The organism is Ferribacterium limneticum (genome assembly GCF_020510625.1).
GTDB lineage: Bacteria > Pseudomonadota > Gammaproteobacteria > Burkholderiales > Rhodocyclaceae > Azonexus > Azonexus limneticus_A.
On the sequence record NZ_CP075191.1, the window covers coordinates 1,268,028 to 1,290,219 of the forward strand.

The following is a 22,192-nucleotide window of genomic DNA, read 5'->3' on the forward strand; positions in this document are numbered from 1 at the left end:
CAGTTTCCTCGGTGTGTTGCCTGGCCTGCCGGGTGGGGTCCATGGCCTATTCAGCGTAGGTCTTGGCGATGGTGATGAAGGTCTCGTATTCCCGGATGAAGGCATCGGCCACATCAGGGTCAAAGTGCTTGCCGCTGCCGTCAACGATGATGCGGTAGGCGTCATCGAAGGAAAAGGCGGGTTTGTACACCCGCTTGCAGGTCAGGGCATCGAAGACGTCGGCCAGTGCCATCAGGCGGGCGGCAATCGGGATGTCGTCGCCGGCCAGCTGGTCAGGGTAGCCGCTGCCATCCCATTTTTCATGGTGCGAGCGGGCGATCAGCTTGGCGATGGCGAGAAACTCGACCGGCTTTTCGGCATCGGCCTCCGCCTGGGCGATGGCGTTGCTGCCGAGCACAGCGTGGGTCTTCATGATTTCCCACTCTTCCGGCGTCAGTTTGCCGGGCTTGAGCAGAATGTGATCGGGGATGCCGACCTTGCCGATATCGTGCAAGGGTGCCGACTGGGCGAGCGCGTTGATCGTCCGCTCATCGAGATAGTGGGCAAAACGGGGGTGCTCGCGCAGGGCGCGGGCCAGTGTCAGCACGTATTCCTGGGTGCGCCGGAGGTGCTTGCCGGTCTCCGGGTCACGGGTTTCGGCGAGGCGGGCCAGGGCGTGAATGCTGACTTCCTGGATCAGCTGGTTTTCGCCCATGCGGCGGATGACTTCGGCTTCGAGGAAGCTGTTCTGATCGCTGAGGATGTCGCGGGCCTGCTTCAGTTCAAGCTGGGTGCGCACCCGGGCCAGCACGATGCTGGGGCGGATCGGCTTGGTGATGTAGTCCACGGCGCCATGGTCGAGGCCGCGTTCTTCGTCTTCCGTGCCGTCCATTGCCGTGACGAAAATGACGGGTATGCCTCGGGTGGTGCTGGAGGCCTGCAACTCGGCGAGAACGTCGTAGCCGTCCATTTCCGGCATCATCACATCGAGCAGGATCAGGTCGGGGGTCGGGGTGCCCAGCGCAATCTGCAAGGCGCGCCGTCCCGAGTTGGCCGCCCGAACGCGATAGGTGGGCTGCAATAGCTCACCCAGAACGCTGAGGTTCTCGGGGGTGTCATCGACAATCAATATGGTCGGCTGGCGGGCGCCCATTCATTTTCTCCGGTCGCGCAACATTTGCGACTTTGCCAGAATTATCACCTTTTGAGGGGGATATTGCTATCTTTGTGAAGCGGAGTGACGATTGAGCGCCGGTGGGTTCAGCTAGACCGTTGCGTTCCGACAATGCGGTGGTAGGTGGCAAAACGTGTCTTGTCGATCTTTCCGGTACTGAGCGCGGCGATCAAGGCGCAGTCCGGTTCGCGGTCATGTCGACAGTCGCGGAAGCGGCACTGGCCGAGATAATCGCGGAATTCGCGGAAAGCGAATTCGATTTCCTGGCGGTCGAGATGGCCAAGGCCGAATTCCTGCAGGCCGGGCGAGTCGACCAGATGGCTGCTGGCGTCGAGATGGTAAAGCTCGGCGTGGGTCGTCGTGTGCTTGCCGGAGTCGAGCGCCTGGGAAATCTCGCGGGTCGCGGCCCTGGCTTCCGGAATCAGCGCATTGACCAGCGTGGACTTGCCCATCCCCGACTGGCCAACGAGAACGCTGGTGCGGTCAGCCAGGTAGGGGCGCAGGTCTTCGGCGTGGTCAAGGGCGGAAAGTTCGAGGACGCGGTAGCCGAGGGCGACCAGGGGAGCCAGTCGCTCGCGGGCGGCGGGCAGTTTGTCCGCCAGATCGCACTTGTTGAGGACGATCAGCGGCTCGATTTCTTCACTTTCAGCGGCGACCAGGGCGCGGGTGATCAGTTCGTCCGAGAAGGCCGGTTCGGTAGCGACCACGATGATGATCTGGTCAACATTGGCGGCGATCAGCTTCTGGCGGATTTCATTGGACCGATAGAGCAGGCTGGTGCGCGGCTGGATCGCTTCGATGACCCCCTGGTCGTCCGAGGTGCGCTTGATGTCGACGCGGTCACCGCAGGCCACATCGCTTTTCTTGCCGCGCGGGAAGCAGGGCAACAGGCTGCCATCAGCCAGTTCGACAACGTACTGGCGGCCGTGGGCGGCAATGACGCGGCCTTCGATCATTCTTTGAAGTGGTAATACTGTTGGTTCAGGTAGGCCGCAACCTCGGCTTCCTCTTCCGGAAACCAGCCGGCCCTGACTTGCGAATTGCAGGTGGCAACCCGTTGCAGGACATCGAGCTTGGTCATCAGCAGGCGACCGTCGCGGGTATACATCTTGCTGCCATCGCCGCCGTAAAGCCTGACGTGGCAAGCAACACAGGCTTTTTCATGGTGTTCCTTGCCAGCCTTGGGGTCGGCATTGCCCCACGGCTCGGCAAAGGCAGGCAGCGCCATCAGAGAACTGGCGAGAAGCACGGCTATCGGTTTCATGCGGCTTTCTCCTGAAGTTGCAGATGGGCGATGCGCTGGGCTGCCGGCGGATGGGAATCGTAGAACAGCGAGTGTAGCGGGTCGGGCGTCAGCGTTGAAGCGTTGTCCTGATAGAGCTTGGTCAGGGCGCGGATGAGATCGCTGGCCTCGGCGTGTTCGGCTGCATAGGCATCGGCTTCGAATTCGTGCTGGCGCGAAAAATGACTCATCAGCGGGGTGAACGGGAAGGTGAAGACCGGCATGACCAGGAAAAAGAGGATCAGCGCCAGGGCGGTGTTTTGCGCCGTGACGCCGAGGCCGGCATAAAACCACGGGGCGTCGATCAGTTGACCGAGCAGCCAGAGAAAGCCGAGTGAGGCGGCAAACATGACGACCATGCGCTTGACCACATGTTTCTTGCGGAAGTGCCCGAGTTCGTGGGCCAGCACGGCTTCGATTTCCGGTGGCTGAAGGCGGGAGAGCAGGGTGTCGAAGAAGACGATGCGCTTGTTGTTGCCGAACCCAGTGAAGTACGCGTTACCGTGACTGGAGCGCTTCGAGCCGTCCATGACGAACAGGCCGGAGGAGCGGAAGCCGCAGCGGAGCAGCAGGGCTTCGATGCGGGCTTTCATTTCCCCGTCTTCGAGGGGTGAAAACTTGTTGAACAGCGGGGCTATCCAGGTCGGATAGACGAACATGATCAGCAGATTGAAGGCGCTCCAGAACAGCCAGACATAGAGCCACCAGTATTGGCCCATCGCGCCCATCAGCCAGAGTACGGCGAGAATCACCGGGGCGCCGATGGCGAGGCCAAGCAGCGTCTGCTTGATCAGGTCGGTGATGAACAGGCCGAGCGTCATTCGATTGAATCCGTGGCGGGCTTCGATGACGAACTGGCTGTAGAGCGACAGTGGCAGATCAATCAGTCCGGAAATGAACATCAGACTGAAGATCATCGCCAGGCCATAGCCCAGACCATCGACGCGGGGCGCCCAGAATTCGTGCAGGCCGGCCAGCCCGCCACCAAGGGTCAGTGTCAGCAACAGAGTGGCTTCGATCAGCGTGCTGAGCAGCGCGACCTTGCTGCGGTCCACGGTGTAATCGGCGGCCTTTTGGTGGGCCGCTAGCGTGATGCGCTCGGCAAAGTCGGCCGGCGGCATTTCGCGATGGGCGGCAACGAAACGGATGTGCCGCAGCTTCAACCACAAGCGGGCAGCAAGCGTCAGGGCAAAGAAGACAAGAAAGAAAAGCTTGAAGGTTTCGGTCACGAAGGTCGATGAAAGCTGTGCGAAAATCACGGTTTTAAAGGAATCGGGCAATTATATGGCAGGCAACGCAAACAACCTCGTCTGGCTGGACATGGAAATGACGGGCTTGAACCCGGATGGCGACCGCATCATCGAAATGGCGATGGTCGTCACCAATTCGGAACTGGAAATGGTTGCCGAGTCTCCCTCCTGGGTCGTTCATCAGTCGGATGAAATCCTGGCTGGCATGGATGATTGGAACCAGAAAACCCATGGTCGTTCCGGCCTGATCGACAAGGTCAAGGCATCGACGACGAATGAAGCGGCGGTCGAAGCCGACGCACTGGAATTCCTGAAGAAATATTCGCTGGCCGGACACTCGCCGATGTGCGGCAATTCGATCGGCCAGGACCGCCGTTTCATGGCCCGTTACATGCCGACGCTGGAAGCCTTCTTCCATTACCGCAATCTCGATGTCAGCACGCTGAAAGAGCTGTGCAAGCGCTGGCAGCCAGAGGTTTACAAGGGCTTCAAGAAGAAGAGCAAGCACACGGCGATGGCCGATATCTACGAGTCCATCGACGAACTGAAGTACTACCGCGAACACTTCCTGATCAAGCCTGCGGCTTAAGATTCAAGCCTTGCTGCGTTGTAGCCCGAATGGGTTACAACGCGTTCAGCGCCGGAAGAGACGGAATTTTTCCTTGCGGTCGCCAGGGCGGTTGCCTTCCCAGACCTTGCTCCACTGCTTGTCCGGGGCCGCCAGTTCGCGGCGCGTATCGCCGACCACCAGGAGCCAGTTGCAAGCCTGCCCGGCCTTGGAGTCTTCGGCGACCGGCTCGATGCCGACAAAATAGGACATCGACGCCAGCTGGGTTTCGCTCAACCCGCGTTCCGCCAGGCAGCCGTGATCAGCAGGAAGGGCTTGGGCGATTGCCTGGGCGACTGGCCGGTAGGTCTTGCCATAGTCGAACCACGGCAGGATCAGCGTCGTTGCCAGCAGCCACAGGGTGGTGAAGCCGAGGGTCCAGTGCGTCAGGCTGCGATACGGTGAGCGCGGTGCGGTGACGATCAGCCAGATCCACCACGCGGTCGCGACAATGCCGATGATCAGGGCGAGTACGCTGAGATGGCCGACGAAGCCGGGGCGCAGGATCAGTGCCCGTTCGGCAAGTTTTGACGGCCAGCCGAGGGCCATGGCCGACCAGGCCAGCCAGACGATGGCGACAAACAAGCTGAAGGTCGACATCGCAAACCAGTCGAAGGCATTGGCTGCCCCGCGGCGCAAGGCCAGTGTGCCAGGCGTGGCGAGCAGGGCCAGTGCCGGCAATAGCAACAGGGCCGGAATTTCCCGGGGGCGGAATGCCCAGGCCAGCATCAGCAGGGTGATCAGCAGGAAGGCCAGCGGCAGCATCAGCGACGGGGTTTTCAGTTCTTTGCGCCGAATCCACAAGGTCCAGGCCGCCAGCGGCATGGCTGGGAAGGCAAACCAGGGCAACATGGCCAGGAATCGGCCACCACCGCCGAAAGAGAACGGTGTTTTCAACGGGGCCAGTTCGGTCGCCAGCCAGCCATGAAAGCGGGCGGGCTCCAGAGCGAGCAGCAACAGCGGCCACGGCAGAATCAGCAGCGTGGCGATGCCAAGACCGATGAGCAGCGTGTGCAAGGCCTTGGGGCGGTCCGGTGATAACCACCAGGCAACCGGAGCAATGGCCAGCAAGGGCAGGGTTGGGGCAATGCCCGTGCCGAGCAGGCAGCCGGCCACAGCCAGGCCGTAGTAGATGCCCGTCAACCGCGGCTTGCGCCCGATGGCGGCCAGGCCACCCAGCGCACCGCTGTAGGCAGCAAGCGCAATCAGCATCGGCTGTGCATCGTGGGCATGGAAGAGCAGACCGGCGCAGCCGGCCAGCAACATTGGGCTCGCTGCAGCCGAGTCCTCGCCGTAAAGTTCGCGGCTGGCGTAGTACAGCCCCATCAAGGCCAGGGTGACCCAGACCCCGCTGGCGAGACGCATGGCCTCGTGCAAGGGCAGCAGCCAGCCGAACATCTTGCCGGTCAGCGCTGCGCTCCAGTAGTAAAGCGGTGGTTCGTGGAACGGTCGGCTGGCCAGGTCCGGAGACAGCCAATCGCTAAAGTTCAGCATGTGCCAAGCCGCACCGATGTGGATGGCGTCCTCGCCCTTCCACGGGTCGCGACCGAACAGGCCGGCTAGCACATAGAAGGCAAGCATGGCGGCGAGCATCCAGCCGGCCGGAGGCAGGCGGATACCGCGACGGAGCAGGTTGGTCAATTCAGACATGTTGGCCAGAAATGAAAAAGGCAGCCAGTCGGCTGCCTTTTATAACGCATTTCGGACAGATCAGGCAGCAGCAGACTTGCCGCGCATGGCGCCGAACTTCTGGTTGAACTTCTCGACGCGACCAGCCGTGTCGACAATCTTCTGCTTGCCGGTGTAGAACGGGTGGCAGGCGGAGCAGACTTCAACGTGGAAGGCATCCTTGCTCATGGTCGACTTGGTCGTGAAGGTATTGCCACAAGAGCAATTAACCTGGATTTCTTTGTAGTTCGGGTGGATATCGGCTTTCATCTTTTGTCCTTTAATCTAGCGACCGGCGGATTTGGCCGATCTGGGAAGCCCGTGATTATCTTCGAAAAATCACGCGCTTGCAACAGGTTTTGCAGTGGCTTAGCCGCGGCGCATGGCGTCAAAAAACTCCTGGTTGCCCTTGGTCGATTTGACCTTGTCGAGTAGGAATTCCATGGCTTCGAGGTCATCCATTGGGTAGCAGAGCTTGCGCAGAACCCACATTTTTTGCAGGACGTCGGGCTTGAGCAGCAATTCTTCGCGACGGGTGCCGGAACGATTGACGTTGACCGCCGGGTACATCCGCTTCTCGGCCATGCGACGGTCGAGGTGGATTTCGGAGTTGCCGGTACCCTTGAATTCTTCGTAGATCACTTCGTCCATCCGCGAGCCGGTATCGATCAGCGCGGTGGCGAGGATGGTCAGCGAGCCGCCTTCCTCGATGTTGCGCGCGGCACCGAAGAAGCGCTTCGGCTTCTGCAGGGCGTTGGCGTCAACGCCGCCGGTCAGTACCTTGCCGGAGGCCGGTTGAACGGTGTTGTAGGCGCGGGCGAGGCGGGTGATCGAGTCGAGCAGGATGACGACATCCTTCTTGTGCTCGACCAGGCGCTTGGCCTTCTCGATGACCATTTCGGCGACTGCGACGTGGCGCGAGGCCGGTTCGTCGAAGGTCGAGGCGACAACCTCTCCTTTGACGGTGCGGGTCATTTCGGTGACTTCTTCCGGACGCTCGTCGATCAGCAGCACGATCAGCACGACATCTGGGTGGTTGGCGGTGATGGCGTGGGCGATGTTCTGCAGCATCACTGTCTTGCCGGTCTTTGGCGGGGCGACGAGCAGGCCGCGCTGGCCGCAGCCGATCGGGGCAATCATGTCGATGACGCGGCTGGTGATGTTTTCTTCGGACTTGATTTCGCGCTCGAGTTTCAGGTGACGCGTCGGGTGCAGCGGCGTCAGGTTCTCGAACATGATCTTGTTCTTGTTGGCTTCCGGCGAGAAGCCGTTGATGCGGTCCAGTTTGGTCAGCGCAACGTACCGCTCGCCGTCTTTCGGCGTGCGGATTTCACCTTCGACCGTGTCGCCGGTGCGCAGGTTGAAACGGCGGATTTGCGACGGGGAAACGTAGATGTCGTCCGGATTGGCCAGGTAGGACGTATCGGAGGAGCGGAGGAAGCCGAAGCCATCCGGCAGGACTTCCAGTGTGCCGTCACCGTAGATGGTGTCGCCATTTTTTGCCTTGGCCTTCAGGATGGCGTAAATCAACTCCATCTTGCGCATGCGGTTGGCGTTTTCGATGACCAGTTCGGTGGCCATGTCCAGCAGTTTGCTGACGTGTAGTGTCTTTAGTTCGGAAAGTTGCATGTGGGGAGTGTGTGGCGCCGGATGCAGAACGGGCGATTGCCCGGTGGCCAGGGCGCAGATGCGGAGATCTTGGGGGGAGGAGAATGACGCCGGACGGTTGCCTGTCGCGTCTGCCTGAAGGCGCAGAACGCACCTTCAGGCCGGGAGACTACGGAGATTACAGATTGCTGTCAATAAAAGCAGCGAGTTGGGACTTGGACAGCGCGCCAACCTTGGTGGCTTCGATGTTGCCGTTCTTGAAGATCATCAGGGTAGGAATGCCGCGGATGCCGTATTTGGCAGGGGTGGCCTGGTTGTCATCGATATTGACCTTGGCGACCTTCAGCTTGCCGGCGTATTCATTGGCGACTTCGTCGAGGATCGGTGCAATCATCTTGCACGGACCGCACCATTCGGCCCAGTAGTCGACGAGAACCGGTTGCTGCGACTGCAGCACTTCGGCTTCAAAAGTGTCGTCGGTGACGTAATGGATGTGCTCGCTCATGGTTGCCTCATGGGAATGTGTATCGGATAAATTGCGCCGGACAGGCGGCTGGAAAGTTGGCGTGATGCTAGCGAAAAATGCAGGCTTAGGGAAGCATCAGCCACCGGTTTTCAGTAGATTGGCCAACTCGACGGCGGTTTTGACCTGCATCTTGTCGAAGAGATTGGCGCGATGCACCTCGACGGTGCGCATGCTGATATTCAGTTCGTCAGCAATGACCTTGTTGAACTTGCCGGCCAGCACCAGTTCCATGATCTGCCTTTCGCGGGTGGTCAGGCAGGAAAGCCGGGCTTTGACCGAGTCTACCGTGGCATTCGCGGCACGCTGGCGGGCATCGAGCGCCATGGCTTCCTCGATGCGGGTGACCAGGGCATTGTCGTTGAATGGTTTTTCGAAAAAATCGAAAGCGCCTTTTTTCAGCGTGGCGACGGCCAGCGGGACGTCGCCGTGGCCGGTCAGGAAAATGACCGGCAGGGTTGATTCACATTCGTGCAGTCGATCGAAACAATCCAGTCCGCTCATGCCGGACATGCGCATGTCGAGAACGATGCAACCACTCATCTCCCCGCTCCACGCAGCGAGAAAGCTTTCTGCCGAGTCGAAGGTGGTACTGGCCAGGCCGCGCGATTTGAGTAGCCAGGACAGGGCGTCACGAATCGCTTCGTCGTCGTCGACCAGATAGGCTTGTGGCGTACTCATGCGGTTTCCAAGGGTAGGGTGAAGCAGAATATCGTACCGCTTCCGGTCGATGAGCGGGGGTTGTCCTCGGCCCATAATCTGCCGCGATGGAATTCGATGATCGAGCGGCAGATCGACAAGCCGATTCCCATCCCCTCTGGCTTGGTGGTGAAGAAAGCGGTAAATAGCTTGTCGCGAATCTCCGGGGCAATGCCGCAACCCTGGTCGCTGACACTTATGCGCAGTTCGTTGCTGCTGACCTCGACGGCGATGCGGAGCAGGCGGTGAGCCTCGCCGGTGCTGGTCATGGCTTCCATGCCGTTGCGGATCAGGTTGAGCAGCACCTGTTCGAGCATCAGCCGGTCGGCCTGGACAGATAGCAAGGGTGGTGTGTCGCATTCAATTCTGACGTGACGTTTGCGGGCCTCGGCTTCGACGAAACCCAGGCAGTCTTCGATGATTTCGCCAATCAGGCAGGGCGCGCGCTTGGGTTCGCTCTTGCGGACAAAATCGTGCACCCGACGGATGATCTTGCCGGCCCGCTGGGCCTGCAGGCCAATCTTTTCCAGCGCAGGCAGGATTTCATCGGGATTGGCCTTGCCCCCATTCAGTAAATTCAGGCAGCCCGTGTTGTAGCTGGCGATGGCGGCCAGCGGCTGATTCAGTTCGTGGGCCAGTGTTGATGCCATTTCCCCCATCGTCACCAGCCGCGAGGTGAATTGCAGTTGTTCCTGCTGCTGGCGCGCCAGTTCTTCGGCCCGCTTGCGTTCGGTGATGTCGAGTACCGAGGCCATCCAGCCAGTGTGCTTGCCGTTGCCGTCAATCAGTTTTGCCTCGTAAACCAGTGCCTGGAAGCGCTCGCCATTCTTGCGCATGAAGGTGATTTCGAAGCCGTCAGAGGGGGCCTCGCCGGCCAGCACCGTTTGATGCCTGGCGTACGACTCCTCCAGTTCCTCTGGTGCCCAGTAAGGCATGGGCGGCGAACTGCCGACCAGTTCGCTGGCACTGAAACCGGTCATTCGACAGAAGGCCGGGTTGACATAAATGACCTTGCCGACCAGGTCCCGGGCTCGCATGCCGACAGTCAGCGAGTCCTCCATGGCGGCACGGAAGGCGTGCTCGGCCCGTAGTGCCTCTTCGGCGCGGCTGCGTTTCTTCATCAGGTCGCGAACCAGCCACAGGCTCCAGAAAACACCGGTGGCGAGCAGGAAAATTGCGGCAACCAGCAGGCGCTGCATTGAGTTGTCCGGGGTGTGGTAGCTGGTGATGCGCAGCAATAAACCAGATCCCGGCGGGTCGAAAGGGATTTCGTAGCGCTGGTCGCTTTTCCCTTCGATGTGCGTTTTGGTGGCGTATTGAAGATCGTTGTTATCAACGATTTCGACCTTGTATTTTTCGGTAAACCACCACGGAACCTGGTTGTCGAGCAGGGCTTCGAGCGGGTAAACCACGGCCAGCATGCCGCTCATGTCGCGCGCGTCACCATAAATCGGAACGAGCATTTCGACAAAGGCCCGATTGCCTTCGAGGAAGAAAGGTTCGCTGTAATGAAGCTTGCCGAGTCGACTGGTTACGTCAAAGGCCTGGGCGGTGACGGGTGGGCCGAATGATTCGATTTCGCTATCCGGCTGGGTGGTGGAGGGCAGGGCGTCGACGACCTGACGATTGTGGTCGAGCCAGAGAATCTGGGCGATTTCCGGCGCGTTCTTGAGCATGTGTTCGGCACGCAGCCGGAACATTTTCTGGCGGTCGGGGAGATTGGCCATTTCCAGGGCCAGTTGCTGAACCTGTTCTTCGTTGCTGTTCAGGTGAAAGCGCAGATTCTGCTCAAGCCACAGGACATCCTTGATCAGCGCGGCGCGCTCTTCTTCGACTTCGTTGCGGTGGAGCAACCAGATGAGTGCAAGCAGGGCGGCCAGCAGCAGGACGATGCCCAGCTTGGGCAAGGCGAGCAGCCAGCCAAGCCGGCGCGAACTGCCGGGGGGGGTGAGGAAGAGCGGTTTCATGCTGAAAATGGTACACCACGTTATTTCCGGCCGGGCGATTGTGGTTTTCCACAATTCGGATAACCACAATGGTTTGCTGCGGTTGAATTCTGGATACTGCGCACCGTTTTCCGGGGTTTTCCGGATGAAGCCATCTTAGGAGTGTGTATTCCATGGCCAAGAAAGCGGTATTCAAGAGTCTTTATTTTCAGGTGCTGGTTGCGATTGCCATCGGTGTCTCGCTGGGGCATTTCTATCCGGAAACCGGCGCGGCAATGAAGCCGCTGGGTGATGGTTTCATCAAGCTGATCAAGATGATCATCGCCCCGATCATCTTCTGTACCATCGTCGTCGGCATTGCCGGCATGGAAGACATGAAGAAAGTCGGCAAGACTGGCGGCCTGGCGGTGCTTTATTTCGAGGTGGTGAGCACCATTGCACTGATCATCGGCCTGATTGTCGTTAATGTCTGGGCGCCAGGTGTCGGCATGAATGTCGATGTATCGACGCTCGATACCAAGGGCATCGCCAAGTACGCCGAACCGGGCAAGATGCAATCGACGGTCGATTTTCTGTTGAACATCATCCCGACCAGCGTCGTCGATGCCTTTGCCAAGGGCGACATGCTGCAGGTGCTGTTCTTCTCGATCCTGTTCGGTTATGCGATGCACGCCTTTGGTGAGCGTGGCAAGCCGGTCTTCGATCTGATCGAAAAGCTGTCGCACGTGCTGTTCGGCATTGTCGGCGTGATCATGAAAGTCGCCCCGATCGGCGCTTTCGGTGCCATGGCCTACACCATTGGCAAACACGGCGTCGGCAGCCTGGCCCAGTTGGCCAGCCTGATGGGCGCCTTCTACCTGACCTGTGTGATCTTTATCGTCGGGGTGTTGGGCTCCATTGCGGCAGCGCATGGTTTCTCGATCTTCAAACTGATCAAGTACATCAAGGAAGAACTGTTCCTGGTGCTGGGTACTTCCTCGTCGGAGTCTGCGCTGCCCCGTCTGATGGCCAAGATGGAGAACGCCGGTGCCCAGAAGTCAGTCGTTGGTCTGGTCGTGCCGACCGGTTACTCCTTCAATCTGGACGGCACCTCGATTTACCTGACCATGGCTGCCGTGTTCATTGCCCAGGCGACCAACACGCCGATGGATCTGTCGCAACAGATCACCTTGCTGGTCATTTTGCTGCTGACTTCCAAGGGGGCGGCAGGTGTGACAGGTAGCGGTTTCATCGTGCTGGCGGCAACGCTGTCTGCCGTGGGCACTGTGCCGGTCGCTGGCTTGGCGCTGATTCTCGGTATCGATCGTTTCATGTCGGAAGCCCGGGCGCTGACCAACTTCATCGGCAATAGCGTGGCGACGCTGGTGGTTGCCAAGTGGTGCAAGGCGCTTGATGTTGAACGGATGAATGCGGTGCTCAACAACGAAACAACTGATGAAGCGGATAATCCGGAACTGGTGCTGGACGATGCGCCGGATGTGATCATTCCTCACGTTCCGCGCCCGATTGTCGAACACCACTAATCGACAATATCCGAATAAATCAAACCGCCGGCTAGCCCGGCGGTTTTTTATTGTCTATCGTATGTGGAAATCCACAATACACAGCGGTTCCTCAATTCGTAATAATTTTATCCAGTCGCAATTCGCTTGAGCGCGACCCCATTTCCGGAGGAGAAGACAATGAAAGTTTCGAAGCTATTGATTGGCCTGTTTGCTGGAGCCCTGTCGCTCGCGGCTTATGCGCAGCAACCGATCGTGATCAAGTTCAGCCACGTCGTGGCCGCCGATACGCCCAAGGGCAAGGCGGCTGAAATGTTCGCCAAGAAGGCGGCCGAGCTGACGCAGGGCAAAGTCAAGGTCGAGGTGTACGCCAATTCGACGCTGTACAAGGACAAGGAAGAAATGGAAGCGCTGCAACTCGGCGCCGTCCAGATGCTGGCCCCGTCATTGGCCAAGTTCGGCCCACTGGGCGTCAAGGAATTCGAAGTCTTCGATCTGCCGTTCATCTTCAGTGATTACGATGCTCTGCGCAAAGTCACCAATGGCGCGGTCGGCAAGCAATTGCTGGCCAAGCTGGAACCCAAGGGTATTCGCGGACTGGGTTATTGGGACAACGGCTTTAAGTCCTTCTCTGCCAATGCGCCGATCAAGACTCCGGCTGACCTGAAGGGCAAGAAGATGCGCATCCAGTCGTCCAAGGTGCTTGAAGAACAGATGCGGACGATAGGCTCCATGCCTCAGGTCATGGCCTTCTCTGAGGTTTATCAGGCGCTGCAGACCGGCGTGGTCGACGGGACCGAGAACCCGATTTCCAACCTGTATACCCAGAAGATGCATGAAGTTCAGAAGCATCTGACCTTGACCGAGCATGGCTATCTTGGCTATGCGGTGATTGTGAACAAGAAATTCTGGGATGGTCTGCCGGCGGATATCCGCAAGCAACTCGACGACGCGATGGAGCAGGCGACGCGTTATGCCAACCAGATCGCCAAGGTCGAGAACGAAGCGGCGCTGGAGGCCGTGAAGAAGAGCGGCAAGACGGCTGTCTATGTGCCGACCAAGGAAGAGCGTCTCGTCTTCAAGAAAGCCCTGGTGCCCGTGCACCAGAAAATGGAAGGTCGTGTTGGCAAGGAAGTGATCCAGGCGGTCTATCGGGATACCGGGTTTAAGCCGGATAGCCTGTAATTCGCCCAGTAACAAGAAAAACGGGGGCTGCGGCCCCCGCGCTACTCCGGGGGAACTCGTCATGATTAACAAGGCCTTGAATCACCTAGAAGAACTGCTGGTCACTTTCCTGATGGGAGCGGCCACGGTGATTATTTTTGCGGCTGTCGCGCATCGTTACCTGGCCGGGGTTGAAATCCCCGGTTTGCAGGACTGGCTGCTCAGCCTGAATTTCAGCTGGGCTCAGGAGCTCTGCATCATCATGTTTGTCTGGATGGCCAAGTTTGGTGCGGCTTACGGTGTGCGCACCGGCATCCACGTCGGGGTCGATGTCCTGATCAACCGACTGGGCGATCGGATGCGCGGCAAGTTCATCGTTTTCGGCCTGCTGGCCGGCGCCTTGTTTACCGGCATCGTCGGTGCGCTCGGGGCTAACTTTGTCTGGGAAAACGGGGCGCATTACGCCGTCTTTAATTTCTTTGGCATTCAGGCTGAAGACCTCTACGAGGGACCGACCACGCCGGACCTCGAGTGGCCGACCTGGATCGTCTATAGCGCCATTCCGCTTGGTTCGTCGCTGATGTGCTTCCGCTTTCTGCAGGTGACCTGGGGTTTCCTGAAAACGGGCGAGTTGCCGCACCACGACCATGGCCATGTCGAAGGTCTGGAGGAGGAAGAGAAATTGCCGGTCGACGTCGATGTCTACGGCATGGGCGACAACCTGCACATGCATGACCTGAAACATGCGCAACTGGGCGAACGTCGCGCTGGCAGCGATCGCCGTCAGGGCGAGGCAGCGGAGCCCGACAACGATCGGCGCGAAGGTGAACGTCGCACCAATGAGAACCAAGGAGGCCAGCAATGAACGCGCTAGTCATTTTCGGTCTGCTGGCTGTCCTCATGCTGACCGGCATGCCGATTTCGATTTCCCTCGGCCTGACCGTGCTGACCTTCCTCTTCACGATGACCCAGGTGCCGCTTGAGTCGGTGGCGCTGAAGCTGTTCACCGGCATCGAGAAGTTCGAGATCATGGCGATCCCCTTTTTCATCCTGGCCGGCAATTTCCTGACTCATGGCGGGGTGGCGAAACGGATGATCAACTTCGCGACTTCGATGGTCGGCCACTGGTACGGCGGTCTCGGTCTGGCCGGGGTGCTGGCCTGTGCGCTGTTTGCGGCAGTTTCCGGTTCCAGCCCGGCGACGGTCGTGGCCATCGGTTCCATCCTGCTGCCGGCCATGGTCAAGGCAGGCTTTCCGAACAAATTCGGGGCTGGCGTGATCGCCACCTCCGGAGCCTTGGGCATCCTGATTCCACCGTCCATCGTCATGGTGATGTACTCGGTGGCGACCAATACCTCGGTCGGCGCCCTGTTCATGGCTGGCGTCATTCCGGGCCTGGCGCTGGCGGCAACGCTCGGCGGCGTGACCTGGTACCGGGCCCGCAAGTTCGACTATCCCCGTCAGCCGAAAGCCAGCTGGGGTGAGCGCTGGAAATCCTTCCGCGCTTCCGTCTGGGGTCTGCTGCTGATCGTCGTGGTGATGGGCGGTATCTACACCGGCATCTTTACGCCGACCGAAGCGGCGGCCATGTCCGCAGTCTATGCCTTCATCGTAGCGGTTTTTGTCTACCGTGACATGGGTCTCAAGGATGTCCCGAAGGTGCTGCTCAATTCGGCCAACATGTCGGCGATGCTGCTCTACATCATCACCAATGCGGTGCTCTTCTCGTTCATCATGACCAACGAGAATATCCCGCAGTCGCTGGCCGATTGGATGATGGGCAACGGATTGGGCGTCATCACCTTCCTGCTGATGTGCAACGTGTTGCTGCTGCTTGCCGGTAACTTCATGGAACCGTCGTCCATCGTGTTGATCTTCGCGCCCATCCTCTTTCCGGTGGCCGTGGCGCTGGGTATCCATCCGGTGCATTTCGGCATCATCATGGTGGTCAACATGGAAGTTGGCATGTGTCACCCGCCGGTCGGTCTGAATCTTTACGTGGCCTCCGGGATTACCAAGATGGGCATTACCGAACTGACGGTCGCTGTCTGGCCTTGGTTGCTCTCCATGTTGTGTTTCCTTGGGGTTGTGACGTACTGGCCGGACCTGTCGTTGTGGTTCCCTCGTCAGCTTGGCATGATCTAGATCGCAACGCTTTCTTTTGGGGCAAGCCCCGGCTTCGGCCGGGGTTTGCTTTTTGGCGGACCGGGTATGGCACAATTCGGCTCCCCGGAAGATTCATCAGGAAATCATGAAATTTGCTCTCTCCATCATCGCGCTGATTCTCGTTGCCCTGATTGTTCCCTTTCTGTTTCCGGGCATGGGCAAGCGTGAAGGAGTTGATCCGAACAGCAATTTGCCGTGGCAGATTCAGCTGGATGGTCAGGGCGGCAGTTCGGTGTTCGGCCTGAAACCAGGCGTCAGTACCCTGGGTGAGGTGCGCCAGAAACTTGGCAATGAGATCGAAGTGGCGATCATTGCCGAACCCAATGAAGTCGGATTGCTCGAGGGCTACTACGCCCAGGTGCCGCTCGGCTTCGTGCTGGCCAAGCTGGTGGTAACAATCGATGCCTCTGGCGAGATGGTTTCTGCCATGCGGGAGCGGGCACTGAAGGCCAAGCACATGGAAAGCACGACGCGCCGGATTACTTTGCATCCAGACGATCTGGCGGCCGCTGATAGTCTGCCGGTCAGGGCGATCAGTGTGATTCCAACGGTGAATCTTGACGAGGCAACGGTCATCCAGCGCTTCGGTCCGCCGGGCGAGCGGGTGGCGGTTTCAGAAAAGCGGGTGCATCTGCTTTACCCGGACAAGGGGCTGGATGTCGTAGTTGATGGCGAAGGCAAGGAGCTGCTGCAATATGTGGCGCCGCGCCATTTTGCCCTGCTGCGCGAACCTCTGGCGACGGTCGAAGTTGCCAAACCGGTTGGTCAGTGAAGCAGGCGTTTGCCTTCCGATTCTGCTAAAATTGCCCGTTTTTCAACTGTCTAGCTTTTGCGGAGCAATTAAATGGCTATCGAACTCGCCCTCTCCATCATCAAACCCGATGCAGTCGCCAAGAATGTCATCGGCAAGATTTACTCCCGTTTTGAAACCAACGGTCTGAAGATCGTTGCTTCCAAGATGGTCTGGTTGTCCGAGCAGGAAGCCGGCCAGTTCTACGCCGTGCACAAGGCCCGTCCGTTCTTCAAGGATCTGGTTTCCTTTATGACCTCCGGTCCGGTCATGGTTCAAGTGCTCGAAGGCGAAAACGCCATCGCCAAGAACCGTGAACTGATGGGCGCCACCAACCCGAAGGAAGCCGCACCGGGCACCATCCGCGCTGATTTCGCCGAATCGATCGACGCCAACGCCGTGCACGGCTCTGATGCACCGGAAACCGCTGCCGTGGAAGTTGCTTTCTTCTTCCCGGGCCTGAACGTCTACTCCGGCCGTTAAGCAACACCGAATGACCGTCAACCTGCTGGATTTCGATGGCGAAAGCCTGACTGCCTGGTTTGCCGAGCAGGGCGAAAAGCCCTTCCGCGCCAAGCAGGTCTTGCGCTGGATCCATCGTTCCGGCGTGGCGGACTTCGATGCCATGACCGACATCGCCAAGAGTCTTCGCGAGAAGCTCAAGGCGAAAGCGGTCGTGGCACCGCCTGCCGTCGTCTCCGACAAACTGTCGGATGACGGTACGCGCAAGTTTTTGATCGATGTCGGCAACGGCAATGCCGTCGAGACGGTGTTCATTCCCGAAGACGACCGCGGTACGCTGTGTATTTCAACGCAGGCCGGCTGTGCGCTTGACTGCGCTTTCTGCTCGACCGGCAAGCAGGGCTTCAACCGCAACCTGACGGTGGCGGAAATCATCGGCCAGCTGTGGCAGGCCAATCACGCGCTCGGCGCGGTCCACGGTGACGAACGCGTTATTTCCAACGTTGTCCTGATGGGCATGGGCGAACCGCTCGCCAATTTCGAAAACTCCGTTGCCGCCTTGAAGCTGATGCTCGACGACAACGCCTACGGCCTGTCGCGGCGCCGTGTCACCGTCTCCACCTCCGGCCTGGTGCCGGTCATGGATCGTCTTGGCGACGAGTGCCCGGTTGCCCTGGCTGTTTCCCTGCACGCGCCGAACGACAAGTTGCGCGACCAGATCGTGCCGATCAACCAGAAGTATCCGCTGAAAGAACTGATGGCTGCCTGCCAGCGTTATCTGGACAAGGCGCCGCGCGATTTCATTACCTTCGAGTACATCATGCTCGATGGCATCAACGATACCGATGCCCACGCCCGCGAACTGCTGGCACTGGTCAGATCGGTGCATTGCAAATTCAATCTGATTCCCTTCAATCCTTTCCCGGGGTCGCCGTTCAAGCGCTCTCCGGCTGAGCGGGTGCGGCGTTTCGCCGATATCCTGATGCAGGCCGGCATCGTCACGACAACGCGCAAGACGCGCGGAGATGACATCGATGCAGCTTGCGGCCAATTGGCCGGACAAGTCCAAGATAAAACCAAACGAACAGCTGGACGCGTTATTCCCCTGAAGGAGGCTAGATCGTGAAAGTCTTTTCGCTGAAAAACCGGATTGCCGGTATTTGCCTTGGTGTCCTGTGCGTTATTTCTGCACAGGCCCAGTATGACTTCAATCCTTCTGCGACAAATCAGTCTCAAGGAAGCGACCAGCGGAACAGGGCCAAAGTTCATACGGAACTGGGGGCAATGTATTTCCAAGCAGGGAATCCCGGGGTTGCCCTCGATGAATTGCGCATTGCTTTGAGTGCTGATTCCAGTTATTACCCTGCTTATAGCGTGCGTGGCCTGGTGCACTCATCACTTAAGGAATACAGCAAAGCCGAGGACGATTTCAGTCGTGCGCTGAACCTTGCTCCCAATGACCCCGAGGTCAATAACAACTACGGCTGGTATCTCTGTGAAACAGGTAAGGAGCGCCAGTCGATCACCTATTTCCTGAACGCCCTCAAGAGCCCTTTGTACGAAACCCCGGATCGTGCCTATACCAATGCTGGCACCTGTGCTCTTAAAGCTGGTGATCTGGAGGGCGCGCAGAGCTATTTGCTCAAGGCGCTGCAGATGGCTCGAGATGGTGCTGCGCCAGCCCGTCTGCAGTTGGCCAAACTATTTTTTATGCGCGGCATTCTGGAAGAGGCCCGCATCTATCTCGGCGATGCATTAAAAATGATGGAGCCACCATCGGCGGAGGCGCTTTGGCTCGGCCTGCGCATCGAAAGAAAGCAGGGCAACCGCTCAGCCGAAAGCGGCTATGCCTCGCAACTGCGCGGCCGTTATCCATCGTCGCCGGAGTATCAGGAATTCCTAAAGGGCAATTTTGAATGAGTGAGCAGGTTATTAGCGACGACGCTGGCGCTGAGGAAAGCGTCGTGCTTTCCGAGATGCCGGTTGGGGAACAATTGCGTCTGGCGCGCGAGGCGCGCGGCCTGGAGGTCGCTGATATTGCACAAACCCTCAAGCTTGGGCCAAGACAGGTCGAGGCGCTGGAGTGTGGCGACTGGCATGGCCTGCCCGGGCAAACCTTTATTCGCGGTTTTGTCCGCAATTACGCGCGTCTGGTGCAAATTGATCCAGCCCCCCTGATGGCTCAGCTAACCCGGGTGCTTGAAAAACCGGCTGACAATCTGGCCATGCAGGAAGCTCGTCCAGCATCGATGCCGAATTCCGGTGGCGCTGTTTCGCGACGTGACCGGGTTGTTGTGCTGATCGGGGCTGGCCTGGTTGTATTGGCTGGCTTGGCCTATTTCCTGATGCCAACCGATCTGTCAGCCTTGCGCGATAGCACGCAGTCACTGCTCGATTCCCTCGCCCGAAAAGATGCGCCTTCTCCGACGCAAGGGCCTGCCCCGGATGCAACTCCTGCCGCAACACCTGGTGAGCCGGTTTTCCCGCCTGGGGCTACTCCGCAACAGGTCATGTATCCGCAGGTTCTGGCTCCGGCCGAAGCACCGGCGCCGTCTTCTATTGCTCCGCCAAAGACGGATGCGACATCCGTACAGCCAGCCCAATCTGCGGCAAATCAGCCCCAGATGCGCTTCCTGTTCGACAAGGAGTCCTGGATCGAGGTGCGAGATCGTGACAACAAGGTCATCTTTTCCCAGCGCCTGAGTGCGGGGGCTGAACAAGCCGTTTCCGGCCAAGGCCCGTTGTCTTTGACAATTGGCTATGCTCCGGGGGTTCGTCTGTTCTGGCGCGGTGAGGCCGTTGACCTTGTGCCGCATACCAAGGGCGATGTGGCTCGCCTCGTTCTGGAGTAAGCCGTGAGTGCTGTTTTGAAGCGGCCGACCCGCGCTTGTGTTGTCGGTCATGTAAAGCTTGGTGGCGATGCACCGGTAGTGGTTCAGTCGATGACCAACACGGACACCGCCGACTATCTCGCTACTGCCATCCAGTGTGCCGAGTTGGCCCGGGCTGGCTCCGAACTTGTGCGCATCACGGTCAATACGCTCGAAGCGGCCGCCGCGGTGCCCCTGATTCGCGACCATCTCGACAAGATGAATTGCAATGTCCCGTTGATTGGTGATTTTCACTACAACGGCCATCGCCTGCTGACCGAGCATCCGGCCTGTGCGGAAGCATTGGCCAAGTACCGGATCAATCCGGGCAATGTCGGCTTCGGCAAGAAAAAAGACGAACAATTTGCCCAGATGATCGAACTGGCCTGCAAATACGACAAGCCGGTGCGTATCGGTGTTAACTGGGGCAGTCTCGACCAGGAGTTACTGGCCCGCGTCATGGACGAGAACAGCCGCCGGGCTGAGCCGCTCGATGCAACTGACATGATGCGCCATGCGATGGTGACCTCGGCGCTGGAGTCTGCTGCCAAGGCAGAAGAACTTGGCTTGGCCGGCGACAAGATCATCCTGTCGTGCAAGGTATCCAGCGTTCAGGATCTGATCGCCATCTATCGTGATTTGTCGCAGCGGGCCAATTACGCCTTGCACCTTGGCTTGACCGAGGCTGGCATGGGTTCCAAGGGTATCGTTGCTTCGACCGCCGCCCTTTCGGTGCTGCTGCAGGAAGGCATTGGCGACACGATTCGTGTGTCGCTGACGCCAGAGCCCGGCGGTTCCCGTTCGCAGGAAGTCATCGTCGCCCAGGAAATCCTGCAGACCATGGGCTTGCGCGCTTTTACCCCGATGGTTGCGGCCTGTCCCGGCTGTGGTCGGACGACCAGCACCTTTTTCCAGGAGCTGGCTGGTGAAGTGCAGGATTTTGTTCGCGCCAAAATGCCGGAATGGAAGCTGCACTATGACGGTGCCGAGAACATGACGCTGGCCGTCATGGGCTGTATCGTCAATGGGCCGGGTGAATCCAAGCACGCCAATATCGGCATTTCCTTGCCGGGTACCGGCGAAGCGCCGTCCGCCCCGGTTTACGAAGATGGCGAAAAGACAGTAACGCTGAAGGGCGACAATATCGCCCATGAGTTCAAACAGATCATCGAGCGCTACGTTGAGCGCACCTACACCAAGAAACTGAAGTCATGAGTCAAACCTTGCAAGCCGTGCGCGGGATGAACGACATCCTGCCCGACGAAGCTGAATTCTGGGAACTGTTCGAAGACACCATCCGATCATGGCTGAAGTCTTATGGCTATCGTCCGGTCCGTATGCCCATCGTCGAACCGACGCCGCTGTTCAAGCGTGCGATTGGTGAAGTGACCGATATCGTCGAGAAGGAAATGTATTCCTTCATCGATGGTTTGAACGGCGAGGCGCTGACCCTGCGTCCCGAAGGCACGGCCGGTTGCGTTCGTGCGGTGATCGAGCACAACCTGGCTGCCCGCCAGACGCAGCGTCTTTACTATATTGGCCAGATGTTCCGCCACGAGCGTCCGCAGAAAGGTCGCTATCGCCAGTTTCACCAGGTCGGTGTCGAATCCTTCGGTATGGCTGGACCGGACATCGATGCCGAAATGATCCTGATGGGCGCCCGTCTGTGGGCTGACCTTGGTCTGGATGGCATCGAATTACAGATCAACAGTTTGGGCCAGCCGGAGGAGCGTGCCTTGCACCGCGCCGCGCTGATCACCTACTTCGAAGAAAATGCCGAACTGCTCGACGAGGATGCCAAGCGTCGCCTGCATACCAACCCGTTGCGCATTCTGGATACCAAAAACCCGGCGATGCAGGAACTGTGTGCTGCAGCCCCCAAGCTGATCGACTATCTCGGCGCCGAATCGCTGGCTCATTTCGAGGGCGTCCAGCGTGTGCTGCGCGATGCGGGCGTGCCTTACACCATCAACCCGCGTCTGGTGCGTGGTCTCGATTATTACAACCTGACCGTTTTCGAATGGGTGACCGACAAACTCGGTGCCCAAGGTACGGTCTGTGCTGGCGGCCGTTACGATGGTTTGGTCGAGCAACTCGGTGGCAAACCAACGCCGGCCTGCGGTTTTGCCATGGGTGTCGAGCGACTGATCGCGTTGATCAAGGAATCGGGCGGCGAGCCGGCCGCACCGGCGCCGGATGTCTATATCGTGCATCAGGGCGAAGAGGCTTCACGCCTGGCCTTCCGGGTCGCCGAAGGCTTGCGTGATCAAGGCATCAATGTGCTTCAGCACTGTGGCGGCGGCAGCTTCAAGTCGCAAATGAAAAAGGCTGACGGTAGCGGAGCAACCTTTGCCGTCATTATTGGCGACGACGAGGCGGCAACCGGAGAGGCTCAACTGAAGCCGCTGCGGGCAGAAGGCTCGGCGCAATTGAAACTGAAAGTCGATGATCTGGCCGAGGCCATCATCGGTCAACTGATTGATTTGGACGAAGAGGAATAAG

General features: G+C 58.9%; 22 protein-coding genes. 12 read left to right on the forward strand and 10 right to left on the reverse strand.

Annotated features, from left to right (window positions below; genetic code table 11):
- Positions 1–46 precede the first annotated feature (46 nt).
- The 4 genes from KI617_RS06100 to KI617_RS06115 all read right to left on the reverse strand — a co-directional run bounded on the left by KI617_RS06100 (position 47) and on the right by KI617_RS06115 (position 3,691).
- Positions 47–1,132, reverse strand: a complete 1,086-nt coding sequence (locus KI617_RS06100) for an HD-GYP domain-containing protein (RefSeq protein WP_226451126.1) — start codon at positions 1,130–1,132, stop codon at positions 47–49.
- A 107-nt stretch (positions 1,133–1,239) separates the two neighbouring features.
- Positions 1,240–2,109: a ribosome small subunit-dependent GTPase A gene (gene rsgA, locus KI617_RS06105; RefSeq protein ID WP_226451127.1), complete on the reverse strand. Its 870-nt coding sequence runs from the start codon at positions 2,107–2,109 to the stop codon at positions 1,240–1,242.
- Positions 2,106–2,417 (reverse strand): cytochrome c, encoded by a 312-nt coding sequence (locus KI617_RS06110; protein WP_226451128.1) that lies wholly within the window; start codon positions 2,415–2,417, stop codon positions 2,106–2,108. Before KI617_RS06110 ends, rsgA begins: the two co-directional genes overlap by 4 nt.
- Positions 2,414–3,691 carry a M48 family metallopeptidase gene (locus tag KI617_RS06115; protein WP_404826813.1) on the reverse strand — a complete coding sequence of 426 codons (1,278 nt, stop codon included), beginning with the start codon at positions 3,689–3,691 and terminating at the stop codon, positions 2,414–2,416. The genes KI617_RS06110 and KI617_RS06115 overlap by 4 nt, the downstream gene beginning before the upstream one ends.
- A 28-nt stretch (positions 3,692–3,719) precedes the next feature.
- Here KI617_RS06115 and orn point away from each other — a divergent pair, with 28 nt between their 5' ends.
- On the forward strand, positions 3,720–4,274 hold the full coding sequence (gene orn, locus KI617_RS06120; RefSeq protein ID WP_226451129.1) for an oligoribonuclease: 555 nt from the start codon (positions 3,720–3,722) through the stop codon (positions 4,272–4,274).
- A 45-nt stretch (positions 4,275–4,319) separates the two neighbouring features.
- Here orn and KI617_RS06125 read toward each other — a convergent pair whose 3' ends face one another.
- The 6 genes from KI617_RS06125 to KI617_RS06150 form a co-directional block, all read right to left on the reverse strand.
- Complete coding sequence (locus KI617_RS06125) at positions 4,320–5,942, reverse strand: ArnT family glycosyltransferase (protein ID WP_226451130.1); 1,623 nt, start codon at positions 5,940–5,942, stop codon at positions 4,320–4,322.
- Between the two features lie 60 nt (positions 5,943–6,002).
- Positions 6,003–6,230, reverse strand: coding sequence for a 50S ribosomal protein L31 (rpmE, locus tag KI617_RS06130; RefSeq protein WP_226451131.1), 228 nt, complete (start codon positions 6,228–6,230; stop codon positions 6,003–6,005).
- A gap of 99 nt (positions 6,231–6,329) precedes the next feature.
- Positions 6,330–7,589, reverse strand: a complete 1,260-nt coding sequence (rho, locus tag KI617_RS06135) for a transcription termination factor Rho (protein ID WP_153131263.1) — start codon at positions 7,587–7,589, stop codon at positions 6,330–6,332.
- A 157-nt stretch (positions 7,590–7,746) separates the two neighbouring features.
- On the reverse strand, positions 7,747–8,073 hold the full coding sequence (trxA, locus tag KI617_RS06140) for a thioredoxin TrxA (protein ID WP_117608276.1): 327 nt from the start codon (positions 8,071–8,073) through the stop codon (positions 7,747–7,749).
- Positions 8,074–8,169: 96 nt separating this feature from the next.
- Entirely contained in the window at positions 8,170–8,772 is a 603-nt protein-coding gene (locus KI617_RS06145) for a response regulator transcription factor (protein ID WP_226451132.1), read from the reverse strand.
- Positions 8,769–10,757 (reverse strand): PAS domain S-box protein, encoded by a 1,989-nt coding sequence (locus KI617_RS06150; RefSeq protein WP_226451133.1) that lies wholly within the window; start codon positions 10,755–10,757, stop codon positions 8,769–8,771. Before KI617_RS06150 ends, KI617_RS06145 begins: the two co-directional genes overlap by 4 nt.
- Positions 10,758–10,909: 152 nt before the next feature.
- Here KI617_RS06150 and KI617_RS06155 point away from each other — a divergent pair, with 152 nt between their 5' ends.
- The 11 genes from KI617_RS06155 (at position 10,910) to hisS (ending at position 22,191) form a co-directional block, all read left to right on the forward strand.
- Entirely contained in the window at positions 10,910–12,259 is a 1,350-nt protein-coding gene (locus tag KI617_RS06155; protein ID WP_226451134.1) for a dicarboxylate/amino acid:cation symporter, read from the forward strand.
- A gap of 159 nt (positions 12,260–12,418) precedes the next feature.
- Entirely contained in the window at positions 12,419–13,423 is a 1,005-nt protein-coding gene (locus tag KI617_RS06160; RefSeq protein ID WP_226451135.1) for a TRAP transporter substrate-binding protein, read from the forward strand.
- A 64-nt stretch (positions 13,424–13,487) separates the two neighbouring features.
- Positions 13,488–14,267, forward strand: coding sequence for a TRAP transporter small permease (locus tag KI617_RS06165; protein ID WP_226451848.1), 780 nt, complete (start codon positions 13,488–13,490; stop codon positions 14,265–14,267).
- Entirely contained in the window at positions 14,264–15,547 is a 1,284-nt protein-coding gene (locus KI617_RS06170; protein ID WP_226451136.1) for a TRAP transporter large permease, read from the forward strand. Before KI617_RS06165 ends, KI617_RS06170 begins: the two co-directional genes overlap by 4 nt.
- A gap of 106 nt (positions 15,548–15,653) precedes the next feature.
- Positions 15,654–16,340: a hypothetical protein gene (locus KI617_RS06175; protein WP_226451137.1), complete on the forward strand. Its 687-nt coding sequence runs from the start codon at positions 15,654–15,656 to the stop codon at positions 16,338–16,340.
- 72 nt (positions 16,341–16,412) lie between these two features.
- A complete protein-coding gene (gene ndk / locus KI617_RS06180) occupies positions 16,413–16,841 on the forward strand; it encodes a nucleoside-diphosphate kinase (RefSeq protein WP_226451138.1) in 429 nt (142 codons plus the stop codon).
- A 10-nt stretch (positions 16,842–16,851) separates the two neighbouring features.
- Positions 16,852–17,946: a 23S rRNA (adenine(2503)-C(2))-methyltransferase RlmN gene (rlmN, locus tag KI617_RS06185; RefSeq protein WP_226451139.1), complete on the forward strand. Its 1,095-nt coding sequence runs from the start codon at positions 16,852–16,854 to the stop codon at positions 17,944–17,946.
- Positions 17,943–18,740 (forward strand): type IV pilus biogenesis/stability protein PilW, encoded by a 798-nt coding sequence (gene pilW / locus KI617_RS06190; RefSeq protein WP_226451140.1) that lies wholly within the window; start codon positions 17,943–17,945, stop codon positions 18,738–18,740. Before rlmN ends, pilW begins: the two co-directional genes overlap by 4 nt.
- On the forward strand, positions 18,737–19,672 hold the full coding sequence (locus KI617_RS06195) for a RodZ domain-containing protein (protein WP_226451141.1): 936 nt from the start codon (positions 18,737–18,739) through the stop codon (positions 19,670–19,672). Before pilW ends, KI617_RS06195 begins: the two co-directional genes overlap by 4 nt.
- Before the next feature lie 3 nt (positions 19,673–19,675).
- A complete protein-coding gene (gene ispG / locus KI617_RS06200; RefSeq protein WP_226451142.1) occupies positions 19,676–20,905 on the forward strand; it encodes a flavodoxin-dependent (E)-4-hydroxy-3-methylbut-2-enyl-diphosphate synthase in 1,230 nt (409 codons plus the stop codon).
- Positions 20,902–22,191, forward strand: coding sequence for a histidine--tRNA ligase (gene hisS, locus KI617_RS06205; protein WP_226451143.1), 1,290 nt, complete (start codon positions 20,902–20,904; stop codon positions 22,189–22,191). Before ispG ends, hisS begins: the two co-directional genes overlap by 4 nt.
- Position 22,192: the final 1 nt, after the last annotated feature.

Bases quoted from the DNA above. Each gene is read 5' to 3' on its own strand.
- KI617_RS06100 (WP_226451126.1), bottom strand. From the start codon at position 1,132: ATGGGCGCCCGCCAGCCGACCATATTGATTGTCGATGACACCCCCGAG.
- rsgA (WP_226451127.1), bottom strand. From the start codon at position 2,109: ATGATCGAAGGCCGCGTCATTGCCGCCCACGGCCGCCAGTACGTTGTC.
- KI617_RS06110 (WP_226451128.1), bottom strand. From the start codon at position 2,417: ATGAAACCGATAGCCGTGCTTCTCGCCAGTTCTCTGATGGCGCTGCCT.
- orn (WP_226451129.1), top strand. From the start codon at position 3,720: ATGGCAGGCAACGCAAACAACCTCGTCTGGCTGGACATGGAAATGACG.
- KI617_RS06125 (WP_226451130.1), bottom strand. From the start codon at position 5,942: ATGTCTGAATTGACCAACCTGCTCCGTCGCGGTATCCGCCTGCCTCCG.
- rpmE (WP_226451131.1), bottom strand. From the start codon at position 6,230: ATGAAAGCCGATATCCACCCGAACTACAAAGAAATCCAGGTTAATTGC.
- rho (WP_153131263.1), bottom strand. From the start codon at position 7,589: ATGCAACTTTCCGAACTAAAGACACTACACGTCAGCAAACTGCTGGAC.
- trxA (WP_117608276.1), bottom strand. From the start codon at position 8,073: ATGAGCGAGCACATCCATTACGTCACCGACGACACTTTTGAAGCCGAA.
- KI617_RS06145 (WP_226451132.1), bottom strand. From the start codon at position 8,772: ATGAGTACGCCACAAGCCTATCTGGTCGACGACGACGAAGCGATTCGT.
- KI617_RS06150 (WP_226451133.1), bottom strand. From the start codon at position 10,757: ATGAAACCGCTCTTCCTCACCCCCCCCGGCAGTTCGCGCCGGCTTGGC.
- KI617_RS06155 (WP_226451134.1), top strand. From the start codon at position 10,910: ATGGCCAAGAAAGCGGTATTCAAGAGTCTTTATTTTCAGGTGCTGGTT.
- KI617_RS06160 (WP_226451135.1), top strand. From the start codon at position 12,419: ATGAAAGTTTCGAAGCTATTGATTGGCCTGTTTGCTGGAGCCCTGTCG.
- KI617_RS06170 (WP_226451136.1), top strand. From the start codon at position 14,264: ATGAACGCGCTAGTCATTTTCGGTCTGCTGGCTGTCCTCATGCTGACC.
- KI617_RS06175 (WP_226451137.1), top strand. From the start codon at position 15,654: ATGAAATTTGCTCTCTCCATCATCGCGCTGATTCTCGTTGCCCTGATT.
- ndk (WP_226451138.1), top strand. From the start codon at position 16,413: ATGGCTATCGAACTCGCCCTCTCCATCATCAAACCCGATGCAGTCGCC.
- rlmN (WP_226451139.1), top strand. From the start codon at position 16,852: ATGACCGTCAACCTGCTGGATTTCGATGGCGAAAGCCTGACTGCCTGG.
- KI617_RS06195 (WP_226451141.1), top strand. From the start codon at position 18,737: ATGAGTGAGCAGGTTATTAGCGACGACGCTGGCGCTGAGGAAAGCGTC.
- hisS (WP_226451143.1), top strand. From the start codon at position 20,902: ATGAGTCAAACCTTGCAAGCCGTGCGCGGGATGAACGACATCCTGCCC.